The following is a 15,754-nucleotide window of genomic DNA, read 5'->3' as shown; positions in this document are numbered from 1 at the left end:
CTCCCCAGGGGTCGCGGGCGCGGGGTGGGAATGTGGTGATCGTCGGTCTCGGTGTTCGGGTGTTGGGTGGGGCGGCGGGCTTAGGCTGGGCGCATGGTGTCTGAACGCGATGTACTCGAATTCGTTCCCAAGGGGTTGTGGATCGGCTCCGGACCCGTCGAGGCCACCGGGGGTGGGACTTTCGACGTCCGCAATCCGGCCGACGGGACGGTGATCGCGCAGGTGGCGGACGCGACCCCCGAGGACGCGATGCGGGCGTTGGACGCGGCTGTCGCGGCGGGGGACGCGTGGGCCGCGACGCCGTCGCGGGAACGGGGCGAGATCCTGCGAACGGTGTTCGAGCGGCTGACCGCGCGGGCGGAGGAATTCGCGCTGTTGATGACGCTCGAGATGGGCAAGGCGCTCGCGGAGAGCCGCAATGAAGTGCGCTACGGCGCCGAGTTCTTCCGCTGGAACAGCGAAGAGGCGGTGCGGATTCACGGGCGGTATCTGAACGCGCCGTCGGGGACGGGGCGGATCATGGTCGCCAAGCAGCCGGTGGGGCCGTGCCTGGCGATCACGCCGTGGAATTTTCCGCTCGCCATGGGCACCCGCAAGATCGGGCCCGCGCTGGCGGCCGGCTGCACGATGATCGTCAAGCCCGCCTCGGCGACGCCGCTGACCATGCTGGCGCTGGCCAAGCTCTGTAGCGAAGCGGGCCTGCCGGACGGGGTGCTGTCGGTGGTCACGACGCAGCGTTCCGGGGCTGTCACGGGCCCGCTGATCGACGATCCGCGGCTGCGCAAGCTCACCTTCACCGGCTCCACCGAAGTCGGCAAGAAACTCGTTTCCGCGTCCGCGAACCGGTTGCTGCGCACGTCCATGGAACTGGGCGGCAACGCACCGTTCGTGGTGTTCGACGATGCAGACATCGATGCCGCCGTGGCCGGTGCGATGCAGGCGAAGCTGCGCAACGGCGGCGAGGCGTGCACCGCGGCCAATCGGTTCTACGTGCAGCGTGGCGTGGTCGCCGAGTTCACCGAGAAGTTCGTCGCCGCGATGGCCGACACCGTGGTGCTGGGGCCGGGCACCGATTCCGCGACCACCCTCGGCCCGCTGGTGAGCGAGGACCAGCGCGAGATCGTGAGCGACCTGGTCGACGACGCTGTCTCCGTCGGCGCGCGAGTCCTGATCGGCGGCAAGGCCCCCAGCGGTCCGGGGTGGTACTACCCGGCCACGATCCTGGCCGATGTGCCGCCGACCGCCCGCATCCTGCGCGAGGAGGTCTTCGGCCCGGTGGCTCCGATCGTCGCCTTCGACACCGAGGACGAGGGTGTGGCGGCCGCAAACGACACCGAATACGGGCTGGTCAGCTACGTTTTCACCCGAGATCTCGATCGTGCGCTTCGGATCTCGGAGGCGATGGAAAGCGGCATGGTCGGCGTGAACCGTGGCGTCATCTCCGACCCCGCGGCCCCGTTCGGCGGGGTCAAGGAATCGGGCTTCGGTCGCGAGGGCGGCACCGAGGGCATCGAGGAATACCTGAACACCAAATACATCGCCCTGACCTGAGCCGGGCCAAAAAATAACCGCCCCGGGGATGGTGTCGCACCCGGGGCGGCTTTTCGGAAGCGGCGAACTGGCTGGTCCGCCGCGAGGTCTGTGGTCTGGGCTAGCGGCCGAGTCGGCCGCGGCCGAGGCGGAGCAGGAGCATGGCGAGGGTGTGGCCCTCCTGGCCGAGCTCACTGAAGCGCTCGAGCACCTTCATCTCACGGCTGTGGACCAGGCGCGTACCGCCGGAAGCCATGCGGGTGCGGCCGATGATCCGGGAAATTTCGCTGCGGCGTTTGATCGCGGCGAGGATCGTGGCATCGAGTTGATCGATCTCGAGGCGGAGCTTGTCGATCTCGGCTTCGGACTGCGGCAAGGCCGAATCGGAGCCGGTGGTCGTAGCGGGGGTGCTCATCATTCATCTCCTCGTGTCAGAACTTGGATCGGTCAAACCGAACGGCCTGTTACCCGATCTGTTCCGTCACCCTGAAACTTTCCCGATGGGCGGTACATGATCCCCCGGGAGTACACATAAGTCGTACTCGCCGCCACGATATCGGATCGGCCTCCGATCCGGGCATGCGGAGAAGCGCTGACCATGTCGCCCAGTCTGCCACGGGGCGCTAGGTAGGCAAAACAGTTCAGTTTGTGAATTCGCTGAGAACGGTCACCAAGGCCGCCCGTGCCCACCTGGTCGAGTTCACCCGTGGTTTGCCGAGCCGTCGTCTGCCGGTCGCCTCCGCGGCTGCGGTTCGCGGCTTGTCGGTGGCCGCCGGTAGCGTGGACAGACGATGGACATCACGGTCGCTCCCCACGCCTCAGCCACCGATCCCAGCGAACCGGCGCCCGCGCCGAGCGGTGCCGCGCTACCGCCTGCGGACGGTGGTGGAAGCGGCGCCTCCGCGCTGGCTCAGGCAGCGGCCAGGAACAGCGCCGAACAGTCCCAGCGTCGCCAGGAGCGCGAACAACAGCGCGCCGAGGAGATCGAGCGACTGCTCGACGGGCTCAACCCGCCCCAGCGCGCCGCGGTGATGCACGCGGGGTCCCCACTGCTGATCGTGGCGGGCGCCGGCTCGGGCAAGACCGCGGTGCTCACCCGTCGAATCGCGTATCTGCTGGCGGCGCGGGGTGTGCGCACCGGTGAGATCCTGGCCATCACCTTCACCAACAAGGCCGCCGCCGAGATGCGGGAACGCGTCGCCGGGCTGGTCGGTCCGCGCGCGACCAGCATGTGGGTGTCGACCTTCCATTCCAGCTGCGTGCGCATTCTGCGGATGCAGGCGGCACTGCTGCCCGGCTTGAATTCGAATTTCTCGATCTACGACGCGGATGATTCGCGGCGTTTGCTGACGATGATCAGCCGCGATTTCGAGATCGACACGAAGAAGTATTCCGCGCGGTTGCTGTCGACCGCCATTTCGAATCTGAAGAACGAACTGATCGGTCCGGAAAAGGCCGCCGCCGACGCCGAGGCCGACGACACCGAACTGCCCGCCCTGGTCGCCAGGGTCTACGCCGAGTACCAGCGCCGCTTGCGCTCAGCCAACGCGATGGACTTCGACGATCTGATCGGCGAGACGGTGGCGCTGCTGCAGAACCATCCGCAGGTGGCCGAGTACTACCGCCGCCGATTCCGGCACGTGCTGGTCGACGAGTACCAGGACACCAACCACGCCCAGTACGTGTTGGTGCGTGAGTTGGTCGGGCATCACAGCGAGGCGGAAGAGCAGGCGGTCGAGCCGAGCGAATTGTGCGTGGTCGGTGACGCCGACCAGTCGATCTACGCGTTCCGTGGCGCCACGATCCGCAACATCGAGGAATTCGAACGCGACTTCCCGGATGCGGAAACCATCCTGCTGGAACAGAACTACCGATCCACCCAGCACATTCTGTCCGCCGCCAACGCGGTGATCGCGCGCAACGAGGGCAGGCGCGAGAAGAAACTGTGGACCGATTCCGGCGAGGGTGAACTGATCACCGGCTACGTCGCCGACAACGAACACGACGAAGCCTCCTTCGTCGCCAAGGAGATCGACCGGCTCGTCGACACGGGCGATGCCAACTACGGCGACGTGGCGGTGTTCTATCGCACCAACAACAATTCGCGTGCGCTCGAAGAGATCTTCATCCGAATGGGCCTGCCGTACAAGGTCGTCGGTGGTGTGCGGTTCTACGAACGCAAAGAAGTGCGTGACGTGGTGGCTTACCTGCGCGTGCTGGAGAATCCCGAGGACGCGGTGAGTGTGCGCCGCGTTCTCAATACTCCGCGTCGCGGAATCGGCGATCGGGCGGAAGCATGCGTGGCGGTGCACGCCGAACAGCGCGGTATCGGATTCGCGGCGGCGCTGCGTGATGCGGCCGACGGCAGGGTCGCGTTGCTGAATACCCGGGCGCAGCGGGCCATCGCGGGATTCCTCGATCTGCTCGACGAGATCCGGGTGGCCGGTAAGCGAGCCGACAGCGACTACCCCGATGTGGGGAACGTGGTCGAGGCGGTGCTCGACCGCACCGGATATCGCGGCGAACTGGAAGCCTCCGACGATCCCCAAGACGGCGCCCGGCTCGACAACCTCAACGAATTGGTCAGCGTCGCACGCGAATTCAGTTCCGAGGCGTTCAACAACGCCGAGGCGGCGCGCGAGGAAGGGCTGGTACCGGAGGCGGGCGACGGTGAGCCGGAGCCGGGGTCGCTGGCGGCTTTCCTCGAGCGGGTGTCGCTGGTCGCCGATACCGATCAGATCCCGGACGAGGGCACGGGTGTGGTCACCATGATGACGCTGCACACGGCCAAGGGGCTGGAATTCCCGGTGGTCTTCGTGACGGGTTGGGAAGACGGGCAGTTCCCGCACATGCGTGCGCTGGGTGATCCGAACGAGCTGGCCGAGGAACGTCGTCTGGCCTATGTGGGGATCACGCGGGCGCGTCAGCGGCTCTATCTTTCGCGCGCGGTGGTGCGGTCGGGGTGGGGGCAGCCGGTATCCAACCCCGAATCACGTTTCCTGCAGGAGATTCCGCAGCACCTGCTGGATTGGCGCAGGCTGGAGCCGGTGGTCTCGCCGGTGCAGCGGGGTCGGCGTCGGGGTGAGGACAGCGGCTTCGATCGGGACTGGACCAGTGGGAACGGGTGGGATCAGCGACCCGGTGTGCGTGGGGGATCCGGCGAGCGCAGGCCGGCGCCGGGTGGTGCGGTGAAGCGCAACAACACGGAACTGGTGCTGGCCGTGGGTGATCGGGTCACCGACGACAAGTACGGGCTGGGGCGGGTTGTCGCGGCCGACGGTGTGGGTCCGTTGGCTACGGTGACCATCGACTTCGGGTCGGCCGGGAAGATCCGACTGATTCCGCAGTTCAGTCGGACCATTGTGAAGTTGTGAGTGGTCGGGTAACCAACTCCCCGACCACCTCCCGGCCCCTGCGCGCAGGACGTCTGGCCGAGACCTAACGGTCGCGCGGAGAGGCGGAACCGAGCAGGTCTGTCAGGGCTTCGTCGAGGGTGGGGTAGCGGAAGTCGAAGCCTGCCTTGTGGAGGACTTCGGAGGTGGCGTGGCGGCCGGTGAGGCCCAGGGCGGGGTCGGTGCGTAGGGCTACCGCGCCTATCTTCAGCATCGCCGAGGGGGTGGGGGGTGACGGGGGACGGTGCAGGATTCGGCGGAGGGTGGCCATGAGTTCGGTGTTGCGGACCGGGAATTCGGTGGCCGCGACGAGGATGCCGTCGGGGAGGGTGACGGTGGGGTCGAGACCGAGGCAAGTTCGGACGACGGCCAGCCAGTCCTCGATGTGGATCCAGCTGAACCACTGATCGCCGGGGCCGACGCGCCCGCCGAGACCGGCCTTGGTGAGCTGGCCGAGGCGTCTGAGGGCGGGGGCGTCGGGGTCGAGAACGATGGAGGTGCGCAGGATCGTCCAGTGGTCGGCGCGTGCCGGATCGAACGCCTCCTCCCATGGCTGGGCCACGCCGGTCATCTGCGGGAGACCGACCGGGAGGGGAGTTGTTTCGGTGCATCGGGTTTCGCCAGCGTCCGACCAGATGGCGGTGGTGCTGGCTTGTACCCAGTAGTCGACCGGGGTGTCACGCAGGCCCGCGGCGGCGACCAGGGCGGCGGTGGAATCGACTCGGCTGGAGCGCAACTCGGCGATATTGCGTTCGGTCGGTCTGCAGTCGACCAGCTTGCCGGCGAGGTTGATCACCGCGAGCCGACCGGGTTCGCGCAGTTCGGCCGACCAGGAGCCGATCGAGCGGCCGTCCCATTCGGTCTGGCGGAACGGGAGATCGGGGTTGCGACGGCGGGTCAGCAGGGTGACGCGCTGGCCGCGGCAGGTCAGATCGGCGGCGATCTGGAGTCCGAGTGCGCCGGTGCCGCCCGCGATGACGACATTCAGCGCGCTGTCGACGGGGGCGAGTCCGGCCAGCCGGGCCAGGCGCGAGAAGTTCACGCGCGCATCGGTTTCGATGAAGGGGCGAACGACGGTGCGTGCCGCGGCGGCGGAGCGGCCGGTGAAGCGGAGTTCCTGGGTGATCTCGGTGCCGCCGTCGCGGGGCGTCAGCCGCCAGGTGAGGTGCATGGTGCCCGCGGGTTCGGGCTGCTCGATCCCGAGCTCACGATTCGGCTCGAAGGTGGTGACAGTGAACGCTTTTGCGAACCGCCTGTGGATCCGGGCCGAGACGTTCCCGTTGGGCAGATAGTCGCCGGTGGCCCCGACAGCGATCGGCGAGTGCATCCGCACCGATCGCACTCCGGGATTCCACTCCGGCCACTGCTCGAGATCCCCGAGCACTCCCCACACCAATTCCGGTGCGAGCCCGATGAACTGCGTGTACTTCGTCGTACCAGCCATACCCGCAACGCTAACCCCGCCCCTGACAGAGCGGAAGCGTGCTAATGGTCACGTAGGAGCGACGTCACGCCACGTCAGTCGCGCTGGGCGCCCAGGCTGATGCCGCGGGTGGCCAGCCACGGGACCGGGTCGATCTTGTCGGTGCCGTTGAGCCAGACCTCGAAGTGGCAGTGCGGTCCGGTGGAGAAGCCGCGGTTGCCCATGGTGGCGATCTGGTCGCCCGCCATCACGCGCTCGCCCTGCGAGACGGTGGCGGTGTCGATGTGGCCGTAGATGGTGACGGTGCCGTCGTCGTGCAGGACGCGGACCCACATGCCGAACCCGGAGGCCGGGCCCGCTTCGATGATGGTGCCGTCGGCGACCGCGTAGATCGGGGTGCCGATCGGACCCGCGACGTCGATGCCGAGGTGCTGGACGCCCCAACGGGCACCGAAGCCGGAGGTGTAGTTGCCCGAGGTGAACTTGGCGAACAGGGGCCGCAGCTTGGCGGATTCCTGGGCGGCGAGGTCTTCGGCGAACTTGGCGCCCTTGGCGAGGATGTCGTCGAAATGGCTCTTGTCGGCCACGGCGCTGGCGTCGAGTACCTGCGGCGAAGCGCCGGTGCCGGGGTCGCCGACGTCGGCGGTGCTCATCGACTGGGCGGCGATCTCGTGAACCTGGCCCGCTGCCTCGTAATCGATGCCGTGCGCCGGCTGGCCCGGATCGGCCATGGCCGCCTGACCCGCGGCCACGACAGCGCCCGCGGCGACGGCGATGACCGCGGCGCGGCCCTTCAGCGCGGCGGGCGGTGCGGGGACGCGGTGTGCGCCGCCACGACGTTCGGCGCGGCGCGGAGCCGGCGCCTCTTCCTCGGCGGGCTCTTCGGCCACGGGCGCCCAGTCGGCGCCGTACGTGCCGGTGTCATAGGACTCGTCCGCGGTCCATTCGTCCTCGGCGGGCGTCCATGCCGCGTCGTCGGACCATGTGTTCTGGTCGCGCCACGCATCGTCGGTCTGCGGCCATGCGGCAGCGGGGGCCCGACGGGCTTGCGGATGCGCCGTGTATTCGTCGGCATACCGGTAACGGTGGCCGGAGTTGGTGCGATTTTCGACTGGAAGGGTGGAGCGGTGGTTCATCGGCTGTGCCGAATCGCCAGCTGTTCCAAGCGAGTACTGAAGTACCTCAAGCTTGTCGTCCTCCTCAGTCCTGACTTGCCAGTCGTGACCTGGTTGTCGTGACCTGGTTGTGACTTCGACCGCATTGACGGTAACGAAGCGATTGCAGAGTGGCAAGCGCTGGTCGAAAACCTACACCTGTGTGTGACATTCGTCACCGTAACGCCGAGGAATAACTCACTGTTTTCCGGCATCTCGGGTGAGGTCTGTCGACGACATAACGTAGTAGATGTCGGGGTGTCCGGGCTTTAGGTGGCCCGACCTGCCAAGGCGCTGGCGAACGACGAAAAACTACTCGCCAGTAGCCTTGGCCAGCGGTTTTCCGGGACTCTCGTTATGGGTCGTGACCTGCGCCACTTACTATGAACGTGGTCGTTTAGCCCTCCCCGTGACTAGCTACAGTCCGATCCGACCCGCTACCGACGTCGGGCCGCCAACAAAGACGTTGTCATAGCAACGCAGACGAGACGGTGAGTACATGGATCTCTTCGAATATCAGGCGAAGGAGCTCTTCGTTAAGCACGGAGTGCCTTCGTCCGAGGGTCGTGTTTGCGACACGGCTGAAGAAGCACGCGCCATTGCCGAGGAAATCGGCAAGCCTGTGATGGTCAAGGCGCAGGTCAAGGTGGGCGGCCGTGGCAAGGCTGGCGGCGTCAAGTACGCGGCCACTCCGGACGACGCGTTCACGCACGCACAGAACATCCTCGGCCTCGACATCAAGGGCCACATCGTCAAGAAGCTCCTGGTCGCCGAGGCCAAGGACATCGCGGAGGAGTACTACATCTCCTTCCTGCTCGACCGGTCCAACCGCACCTACCTGGCCATGTGTTCGGTCGAGGGCGGCATGGAGATCGAAGAGGTCGCGGAGAAGACTCCCGAGCGTCTCGCCAAGATCGCCGTCGACGCCGTCAAGGGCGTCGACCTGGCCTTCGCCCGTGAGATCGCGGAGAAGGGCCACCTGCCCGCCGACGTGCTCGACGCCGCGGCCGTGACCATCCAGAAGCTGTGGGAGGTCTTCATCAACGAAGACACCACCCTGGTCGAGGTCAACCCGCTGGTGCGCACCCCCACCGACGAGATCCTCGCCCTCGACGGCAAGGTCACCCTGGACGAGAACGCCGAGTACCGGCATCCCGACCACCTCGAGTTCGCCGACGTCGACGCGACCGACCCGCTCGAGCTCAAGGCCAAGGAAAACGACCTCAACTACGTCAAGCTCGACGGCGAGGTCGGCATCATCGGCAACGGCGCCGGTCTGGTCATGTCGACCCTGGACGTCGTCGCCTACGCCGGTGAGAACCACGGTGGCGTGAAGCCGGCCAACTTCCTCGACATCGGCGGCGGCGCCTCGGCTGCCGTGATGGCCGCGGGGCTGGACGTCATCCTGGGCGACGCGCAGGTCAAGAGCGTGTTCGTCAACGTGTTCGGTGGCATCACCGCGTGCGACGCGGTCGCCAACGGCATCGTCGGCGCACTCGAGGTGCTCGGTGCCGCGGCCACCAAGCCGCTGGTCGTTCGCCTGGACGGCAACAACGTCGAAGAGGGTCGTCGCATCCTCGCCGAGGCCAACCACCCGCTGGTGACGCTGGCCCAGACCATGGACGAAGGCGCCGACAAGGCTGCCGAACTCGCCGCAGCCAAGTAAGGAACCGTAAACATGTCCATCTTCCTGAACAAGGACAACAAGGTCATCGTCCAGGGCATCACCGGCGGCGAGGGCACCAAGCACACCGCGCTGATGCTGAAGGCGGGCACCAACGTCGTCGGCGGCGTGAACGCGCGCAAGGCCGGGACCACGGTCAAGCACACCGACAAAGACGGCAACGAGATCGAGCTGCCCGTGTTCGCCTCCGTCGCCGAGGCGATCGAGAAGACCGGCGCCGACACCTCCATCGCGTTCGTGCCGCCCGCCTTCTCCAAGGACGCCATCATCGAGGCCATCGACGCGGAGATCCCGCTGCTCGTGGTCATCACCGAGGGCATCCCGGTGCAGGACTCCGCCTACGCGTGGGCCTACAACGTCGAAAAGGGCGAGAAGACCCGGATCATCGGCCCGAACTGCCCCGGCATCATCACCCCCGGCGAGGCGCTGGTCGGCATCACCCCGAACAACATCACCGGCAAGGGCCCGATCGGCCTGGTATCGAAGTCGGGCACCCTGACCTACCAGATGATGTACGAGCTGCGCGATTTCGGTTTCTCGACCGCGATCGGCATCGGCGGCGACCCGGTTATCGGCACCACCCACATCGACGCCATCGAGGCGTTCGAGAAGGACCCCGAGACCAAGATCATCGTCATGATCGGCGAGATCGGCGGCGACGCCGAAGAGCGTGCGGCCGCCTACATCAAGGCCAACGTGACCAAGCCGGTCGTCGGCTACGTCGCCGGTTTCACCGCGCCCGAGGGCAAGACCATGGGCCACGCCGGCGCCATCGTCTCCAGTGGTGGCGGTACCGCGCAGGCCAAGCAGGACGCGCTCGAGGCCGCTGGCGTGAAGGTCGGCAAGACGCCGTCCGCCACCGCCGCGCTCGCTCGCGAGATCTTGGAGAAGGCGTCGATCGCTTCTGCGTGATCTGAAATCTCACACTGTCGAAGGCCGCTTTCAGGTTTAACCTGGGCGGCCTTCGTCGATTCATCCACAGGTAGTGGTTTATCCACAGCCTGCATCGGTTGGTGATGACCGGGGCCGTGGCGTGCAGTAGCGTCAGGTATCGGATCAGGCACCAGTCAGTTCGACGCGACCGATGCGCACGACTCGACAAGGAGACGACGAGACATGTCATACCCGACCGGGGGCTCCGGGTACAACGCACCCGTGACACCCGCCGCGCCCCAGGGCCCGAGTACCGGAGCCGCCGCGGCTGCGCCATCGACCGCGACCGGCTCGGAAGGCAAAGGGCTGCCGTTCATTCTGACCGCGGCCGCAGCCGGACTCGGCGTCGTCACCTTCCTTTTCGGCTTCGCACCCTATGTCGGCTTCACCGCGCTGCGTGAGACCTCGACCGGCAGCATGTTCGAGTCCAGCAACGGCGCGATCGCGACGCTCATCCTGGCCGCTGCCTTGCTCGCCGGGCTGTCGCTGCTGCCCAAGCAGAATGTCCTCGGTGTCGCCGCAGCGCTCGCGGTGGCCTCGTTCCTCGGTGTCGTCGTCTCGCTGATCAGCGTGGGCGAGGGCGTGGAACTGCAGTGGGGCGCGTTCGTCGTCGCCGCGTTCTCGTTCGTCGTCGCGGTGCTGCTGGTGCTGGCGCTGCTGTTCGGGCTGGGGATCGTCAAGGTGCCCGCGCCGAAACCGGCTCAGCCGCAACAGCAGCCGGGCCAGTACGGCCAGTACGGTCAGCAGGGTTACGGCGGCCAGCAGGGCTACGGCCAGACCGGCGCCCAGCAGTACGGTCAGACCGGTTACGGCCAGGCCCAGACCGGTGGCCAGTACCCGACGCAGTCGCCGTCGCCGTACGGCCAGCAGAGCCAGCCGTCGGTGCCGCAGGCGCAGCAGCCGTCCTACGGCCAGCCGGGTCAGCAGGCCTACGGTCAGCCGCAGCAGTCGCCGTACGGCCAGCAGTACGGTGCCCCGCAGCCGCAGCAGCAGCCCTCGCCGTATGGTTCGGCGCCGCAGGCACAGCCGCGTCCCGACGAGAGCGCCACGCAGACCTTCGGTGGGCAGCAGCAGGGCCAGCCGTTCGGTGCGCCGACCTATGGTGCGCAGCCGTCGTCGCCGGGTCAGCCGCAGCCGTTCGGTGGCGAGCAGACCGCCGATCCGGCGGCCGACGCGACCACCGCGTTCCGTCCGAACGAAGACAACAAGTAGAACCGACGGCTGCCGCACGGTGGTTCAGGTTCGATCGCGAGCCCACAGGTACGCCTGTGGGCTCGCGGCGCGCCTGACCCCCGGCCGCCGAGGAAGCTGCCACGCTGAATTGTCATGAGCTCCCGTAACGCCCTCGTGCGCCGGACCTCCGGGTCACGCGGCATCGGGGAGACAGTCACCGCACCACCGTCCGGGCCCGAGCCCGGTTGGTGGTCGCTCTCGCCCGAGCGGGCGCGAACCCTGCTGTTGGTCGCGGCGAGGCCGACGATCACCGCGTTGGCGGCGACGGTGCTGCTCGTACTCGTGGTCATGCTCACCACCGGCACCGATCTCACCAGCGCGCCCGCCGCGGTCGCCGCTACGTGGCTCGCCGCCCACCAGGTTCCGCTCACGGTCGGCAGGACAACGCTCGGCCTGCTCCCGCTGGTACCGACGGCCGTGCTGGTCTGGCTCGCCGCGCGCGAATGCGCGCGTGCGGTCCCGAACCGGCCGACCCCGATCGAGCTGGGCTGGTTGACCGGTGCGGTGCTGGCCGGACCGCTGCTGATGACGGCTGTCTGCCTCGCCGTCACCGGCGACGCCGCGGGCGTCACGCCGCTGGAATCGTCCGGTCCGATCGCGGCCTTCGGCTGGGTGCTCGTGCTGTATCTGGTCGCGGCGGCCGCCGGGATCGGCAGTCGGGCGTGGAGTTCGCTGTGCGCGCTGGTGCCGGTCGAGATCCCGGAATGGGCGGTCCTCGGCGCGCGCGCCGCACGTCGCACCGTGCTCCGCATGCTCGGCTGCGCCGCACTGGCCACCGTGATCTCCTTCTTCGTCCATCTGTCCCGGCTCGACGGCGCCTTCCAGCAGGCCCACAATTTCACCGATGTGCTGGGGATGACGTTGCTGTCCCTGCTCTACCTGCCGAATGTGGTGATCGGCGCGGCGGGGATCCTCAGCGGTGCCGCGGTGCTGTTCGGCGCCGGGTCGGTGGGTCTGTTCGGGGTCACCGGCGGACACATGCCGGTGCTGCCCGCGCTGATTCCCGTGCCGGAGGGGCCCGCGTCCGGGTGGTGGGCGGCGCTGCTGCTGGTCCCGCTCGCCGTCGGGGTGCTCGGCGGAATCGAACTCGGCCGTACCAGCGACGATCGGCCCGGCGCGCCGTGGGCGACCCTCACCTGCGCCGGGCTGTCCACACTGACGTTCCTGGTGCTCGCGATCCTCGGCAGCGGTCAGCTCGGCGCCATCGGGTGGGTCGGCGTCGATCTACTGATGCTGGTCGTGCTGATGGTCACCTGGTTCGGCTTCGGCGGCTTCGTCGGCATGGTGTTCGCCCGTCGCTTCCTCGCGCCCGCCGCGCCGACCGAGGTCTACGACGAATACGACGCCGACGACTACGAGGACGACGACTACTACGACGACGAGGACGAGTACGACTACGAGGACGACGAGGATGCCGACGACGACGAGGACGCTGTCGAATACGACGATCCCGCAGTCGAAGTCGACGGCGAACTGGTCGAAGACTTCGATGACGACGTCGAGGTGAGCATCGCCGCACCCGGCTCGACCGACACGCCGACCGACGACATCGTCGACGTCGAAGTGGTCGAGTCGGACCTGCCGGACGGTGACGAGACCCCCGGTCGCTAAGCTCGACCCGGCGCCTATCGCCATCGCCGCCGCCCGATCACACGCAGGAGTAGAGCGCTGACGTCCTCGTTTGCCCCGTGGAAGCCCGCCAGAACACCGGCCACCGTCGTCGTTCTGGCCTCGGGCACCGGCTCGCTGCTCAACGCACTGCTGGCCGCCGCACGCGAGCCCGGCTACCCGGCGCAGATCGTCGCCGTCGGCGTCGATCGGGATTGCCGGGCCACCGCCCACGCCGATGCGGCGGGGGTGCCGCACTTCAAGGTGGGGCTCAAAGATTTTCCGGATCGCGAAGCCTGGAACGTCGCCCTCACCGAGGCCGTCGACGCGCACAAGCCCGATCTGGTGGTCCTAGCGGGCTTCATGAAGATCCTCGGCCCGGCGTTCATGGAACGCTTCGGCGGCCGGCTCATCAACACCCATCCCGCGCTGCTGCCGTCGTTCCCCGGCGCGCACGGGGTGCGTGACGCGCTCGCCTACGGCGTGAAGGTCACCGGCTGCACCGTGCACCTGGTCGACGCGGGCGTCGATACCGGCCCGATCCTCGCGCAGGAGACGGTCGCGGTGGAGCCCGGCGACGACGAGGACACGTTGCAGGAGCGCATCAAGGTTGTCGAGCGACGGTTACTGGCGGAGGTCATCGCCGCCGTCGCGACGCGAGGCATTGTCTCCGACGGACGAAAGGCAGAAATACCAGTGAGCGAGCACGCCGGTGAGTGAACGTAAGGCGATCCAGAGGGCGCTGGTGAGCGTCTACGACAAGACCGGGCTCATCGAGCTCGCCACCGGCCTGCACGCGGCCGGTGTGGAGCTGGTGTCGACCGGGTCGACCGCGGGCAAGATCGCCGAGGCCGGGATTCCGGTCACCAAGGTCGAGGATCTGACCGGATTCCCGGAGACCCTCGACGGCCGGGTCAAGACGCTGCACCCCCGTGTGCACGCGGGCATCCTGGCCGACACCCGTCGCGCCGAGCATGTCGATCAGCTCGTCGAGCTCGGTGTCGAGGCGTTCCAGCTGGTGGTGGTGAACCTGTACCCGTTCACCCAGACCGTGGCCAGCGGCGCGAGCGTCGACGAGTGCGTCGAGCAGATCGACATCGGCGGACCGTCGATGGTGCGTGCCGCGGCGAAGAACCACCCGTCGGTGGGTGTGGTCGTCGACGTCACCGACTACGACGACGTGCTCGCCGCGGTGAAGTCCGGCGGGTTCTCCCTCGCCGAGCGGACCGCGCTGGCCGCCAAGGCCTTCCAGCACACCGCGAGCTACGACGTGGCCGTCGCGAGCTGGATGGGTTCGGTCGCCGTACCCGCCGTCGCCGAGGAGACCGAGCAGTTCCCCGGCTGGGTCGCCGGTTCGTGGGAGCGCGCCGCGGTGCTGCGCTACGGCGAGAACCCGCACCAGGCCGCCGCGCTGTACACCAGCAACGACGGCACGGTCGGGATCGCGCAGGCCGAGCAGCTGCACGGCAAGGAGATGTCGTACAACAACTACACCGACGGTGACGCCGCCTGGCGGGCCGCGTTCGACTTCGACGAGCCCGCGGTGGCGGTGATCAAGCACGCCAACCCGTGTGGCATCGCCGTGGCGGGCGATATCGCCGAGGCGCATCGCAAGGCACATGCCACCGACCCGGTCAGTGCCTACGGTGGCGTGATCGCGGCCAACCGTGAGGTCAGCGTCGAGATGGCCGAGCAGGTCGCCGAGATCTTCACCGAGGTGATCATCGCTCCGGGGTACGCGCCCGGTGCCGTGGAAGTGTTGCAGCGCAAGAAGAATGTGCGCGTGCTGGTGGCCCAGGCGCCGCAGCGCAAGGGCGTCGAGCTGCGTCCGATCAGCGGCGGTGCGCTGCTGCAGGACCGCGACGTCCTCGACGCCGCGGGCGACGATCCGGTCAACTGGACCCTCGCGGCGGGCGACCCGGCCGACGTCACCACCCTCGCCGATCTCGAATTCGCCTGGCGCGCATGCCGTTCGGTGAAGTCGAACGCGATCCTGCTCGCCGAGGACGGCGCCGCGGTCGGCGTCGGCATGGGGCAGGTCAACCGCGTGGACTCCTGCAAGCTCGCTGTCGAGCGCGCGGGTGAGCGCGCGAAGGGCTCCGTCGCCGCTTCCGATGCCTTCTTCCCGTTCTCGGACGGGCCGGAGATCCTGGTGGCCGCGGGCGTTCGCGCGATCGTGCAGCCGGGCGGTTCGATCCGCGACAAGGACACCATCGAACTCTGCAAGCAAGCAGGCGTGACGCTGTACCTGACAGGCGCTCGCCACTTCGCTCACTGAGTCGACACCCGAACGGGTGCCGCGCCGAATCCTCGGTGCGGCACCCGTTTTCGGTTATCCGGCGTCGAGTACCTCGCGGGTGCCCAGTGGGGAGCTCAGGGGGATGGCCAGGGTGGCGAAGACGGCGTTCATGGTGCACATCTTGTTCACGGAGTCCGCTCGCGTCCCGGAGCGCAGCGCGACGGTGACCGCCTCGGGGGTTTCGGTGACGGTGGCGTCCACGGCGTAGCACTCGGGGTTGCCGGTCTGGAAGTTGACGCTGATCGTGTTGTCGCTCAGTCGATTCCAGGATGTGAAGGGGATCGGGTGCGGGTTGACGAGGGCGGGATCCGCGGTGAAGGGCAGGCCGATGCCGGGATTCGGGTCCTCGGGCCGGCTGTTGGTGGCCGACGTATCCGGTTGGGGCGCAGCATCATCGGAGGAACCGCAGGCGGTGAGGGGTGCGATCAGCACGGCCACGGCTGCCGCCGCGACGGTGTAGCGCGACATCGTTCTCATGCTGCCAACCCTAGACGGCAC

12 protein-coding genes are annotated in these 15,754 nt (G+C 67.8%); 8 read left to right on the top strand and 4 right to left on the bottom strand.

What is annotated here, in order from left to right:
• Positions 1–93 precede the first annotated feature (93 nt).
• On the top strand, positions 94–1,551 hold the full coding sequence (locus QX204_RS28565) for an NAD-dependent succinate-semialdehyde dehydrogenase (protein ID WP_301903603.1): 1,458 nt from the start codon (positions 94–96) through the stop codon (positions 1,549–1,551).
• 100 nt (positions 1,552–1,651) lie between these two features.
• Here QX204_RS28565 and QX204_RS28560 read toward each other — a convergent pair whose 3' ends face one another.
• Positions 1,652–1,945 carry a chorismate mutase gene (locus QX204_RS28560; protein ID WP_056816138.1) on the bottom strand — a complete coding sequence of 98 codons (294 nt, stop codon included), beginning with the start codon at positions 1,943–1,945 and terminating at the stop codon, positions 1,652–1,654.
• 616 nt (positions 1,946–2,561) lie between these two features.
• Between QX204_RS28560 and QX204_RS28555 the strand changes: the two genes are divergently transcribed.
• Positions 2,562–4,904 carry a UvrD-helicase domain-containing protein gene (locus tag QX204_RS28555; protein WP_301908136.1) on the top strand — a complete coding sequence of 781 codons (2,343 nt, stop codon included), beginning with the start codon at positions 2,562–2,564 and terminating at the stop codon, positions 4,902–4,904.
• Positions 4,905–4,968: 64 nt separating this feature from the next.
• On the opposite strand, the gene QX204_RS28550 is transcribed toward QX204_RS28555, so the two are convergent.
• The gene (locus tag QX204_RS28550) at positions 4,969–6,366 is read right to left on the bottom strand and encodes a DUF1731 domain-containing protein (RefSeq protein ID WP_301903602.1); all 1,398 of its coding nucleotides are present in this window, start codon (positions 6,364–6,366) and stop codon (positions 4,969–4,971) included.
• Between the two features lie 74 nt (positions 6,367–6,440).
• Positions 6,441–7,481, bottom strand: a complete 1,041-nt coding sequence (locus tag QX204_RS28545) for a M23 family metallopeptidase (protein WP_301903601.1) — start codon at positions 7,479–7,481, stop codon at positions 6,441–6,443.
• Positions 7,482–7,998: 517 nt separating this feature from the next.
• On the opposite strand from QX204_RS28545, the gene sucC reads away from it, so the two are divergent.
• From sucC to purH, 6 genes are all read left to right on the top strand, one after another.
• Positions 7,999–9,165: an ADP-forming succinate--CoA ligase subunit beta gene (gene sucC, locus QX204_RS28540; RefSeq protein WP_056814020.1), complete on the top strand. Its 1,167-nt coding sequence runs from the start codon at positions 7,999–8,001 to the stop codon at positions 9,163–9,165.
• A 12-nt stretch (positions 9,166–9,177) separates the two neighbouring features.
• Complete coding sequence (gene sucD / locus QX204_RS28535) at positions 9,178–10,095, top strand: succinate--CoA ligase subunit alpha (protein ID WP_056814017.1); 918 nt, start codon at positions 9,178–9,180, stop codon at positions 10,093–10,095.
• 204 nt (positions 10,096–10,299) lie between these two features.
• A complete protein-coding gene (locus QX204_RS28530) occupies positions 10,300–11,328 on the top strand; it encodes a DUF5336 domain-containing protein (RefSeq protein WP_301903600.1) in 1,029 nt (342 codons plus the stop codon).
• Between the two features lie 114 nt (positions 11,329–11,442).
• Positions 11,443–12,960, top strand: coding sequence for a cell division protein PerM (locus QX204_RS28525; RefSeq protein WP_301903599.1), 1,518 nt, complete (start codon positions 11,443–11,445; stop codon positions 12,958–12,960).
• Positions 12,961–12,996: 36 nt separating this feature from the next.
• Positions 12,997–13,677, top strand: coding sequence for a phosphoribosylglycinamide formyltransferase (gene purN, locus QX204_RS28520; RefSeq protein ID WP_301908135.1), 681 nt, complete (start codon positions 12,997–12,999; stop codon positions 13,675–13,677).
• Positions 13,670–15,235: a bifunctional phosphoribosylaminoimidazolecarboxamide formyltransferase/IMP cyclohydrolase gene (gene purH, locus QX204_RS28515; RefSeq protein WP_301903598.1), complete on the top strand. Its 1,566-nt coding sequence runs from the start codon at positions 13,670–13,672 to the stop codon at positions 15,233–15,235. Before purN ends, purH begins: the two co-directional genes overlap by 8 nt.
• A 54-nt stretch (positions 15,236–15,289) precedes the next feature.
• Here purH and QX204_RS28510 read toward each other — a convergent pair whose 3' ends face one another.
• Complete coding sequence (locus QX204_RS28510) at positions 15,290–15,733, bottom strand: hypothetical protein (protein WP_301903597.1); 444 nt, start codon at positions 15,731–15,733, stop codon at positions 15,290–15,292.
• Positions 15,734–15,754: the final 21 nt, after the last annotated feature.

Source organism: Nocardia sp. PE-7, assembly GCF_030486425.1.
GTDB classification, from domain to species: Bacteria; Actinomycetota; Actinomycetes; order Mycobacteriales; family Mycobacteriaceae; genus Nocardia; species Nocardia salmonicida_A.
The sequence above is the reverse complement of the archived record's forward strand: the minus strand, read 5'-3'. Positions and strand labels throughout refer to the sequence as shown.

Coding starts and splice junctions, on each gene's coding strand:
- QX204_RS28565 (WP_301903603.1), top strand. CDS start 94: ATGGTGTCTGAACGCGATGTACTCGAATTCGTTCCCAAGGGGTTGTGG.
- QX204_RS28560 (WP_056816138.1), bottom strand. CDS start 1,945: ATGAGCACCCCCGCTACGACCACCGGCTCCGATTCGGCCTTGCCGCAG.
- sucD (WP_056814017.1), top strand. CDS start 9,178: ATGTCCATCTTCCTGAACAAGGACAACAAGGTCATCGTCCAGGGCATC.
- sucC (WP_056814020.1), top strand. CDS start 7,999: ATGGATCTCTTCGAATATCAGGCGAAGGAGCTCTTCGTTAAGCACGGA.
- QX204_RS28555 (WP_301908136.1), top strand. CDS start 2,562: ATGCACGCGGGGTCCCCACTGCTGATCGTGGCGGGCGCCGGCTCGGGC.
- QX204_RS28545 (WP_301903601.1), bottom strand. CDS start 7,481: ATGAACCACCGCTCCACCCTTCCAGTCGAAAATCGCACCAACTCCGGC.
- QX204_RS28530 (WP_301903600.1), top strand. CDS start 10,300: ATGTCATACCCGACCGGGGGCTCCGGGTACAACGCACCCGTGACACCC.
- QX204_RS28525 (WP_301903599.1), top strand. CDS start 11,443: ATGAGCTCCCGTAACGCCCTCGTGCGCCGGACCTCCGGGTCACGCGGC.
- QX204_RS28510 (WP_301903597.1), bottom strand. CDS start 15,733: ATGAGAACGATGTCGCGCTACACCGTCGCGGCGGCAGCCGTGGCCGTG.
- QX204_RS28550 (WP_301903602.1), bottom strand. CDS start 6,366: ATGGCTGGTACGACGAAGTACACGCAGTTCATCGGGCTCGCACCGGAA.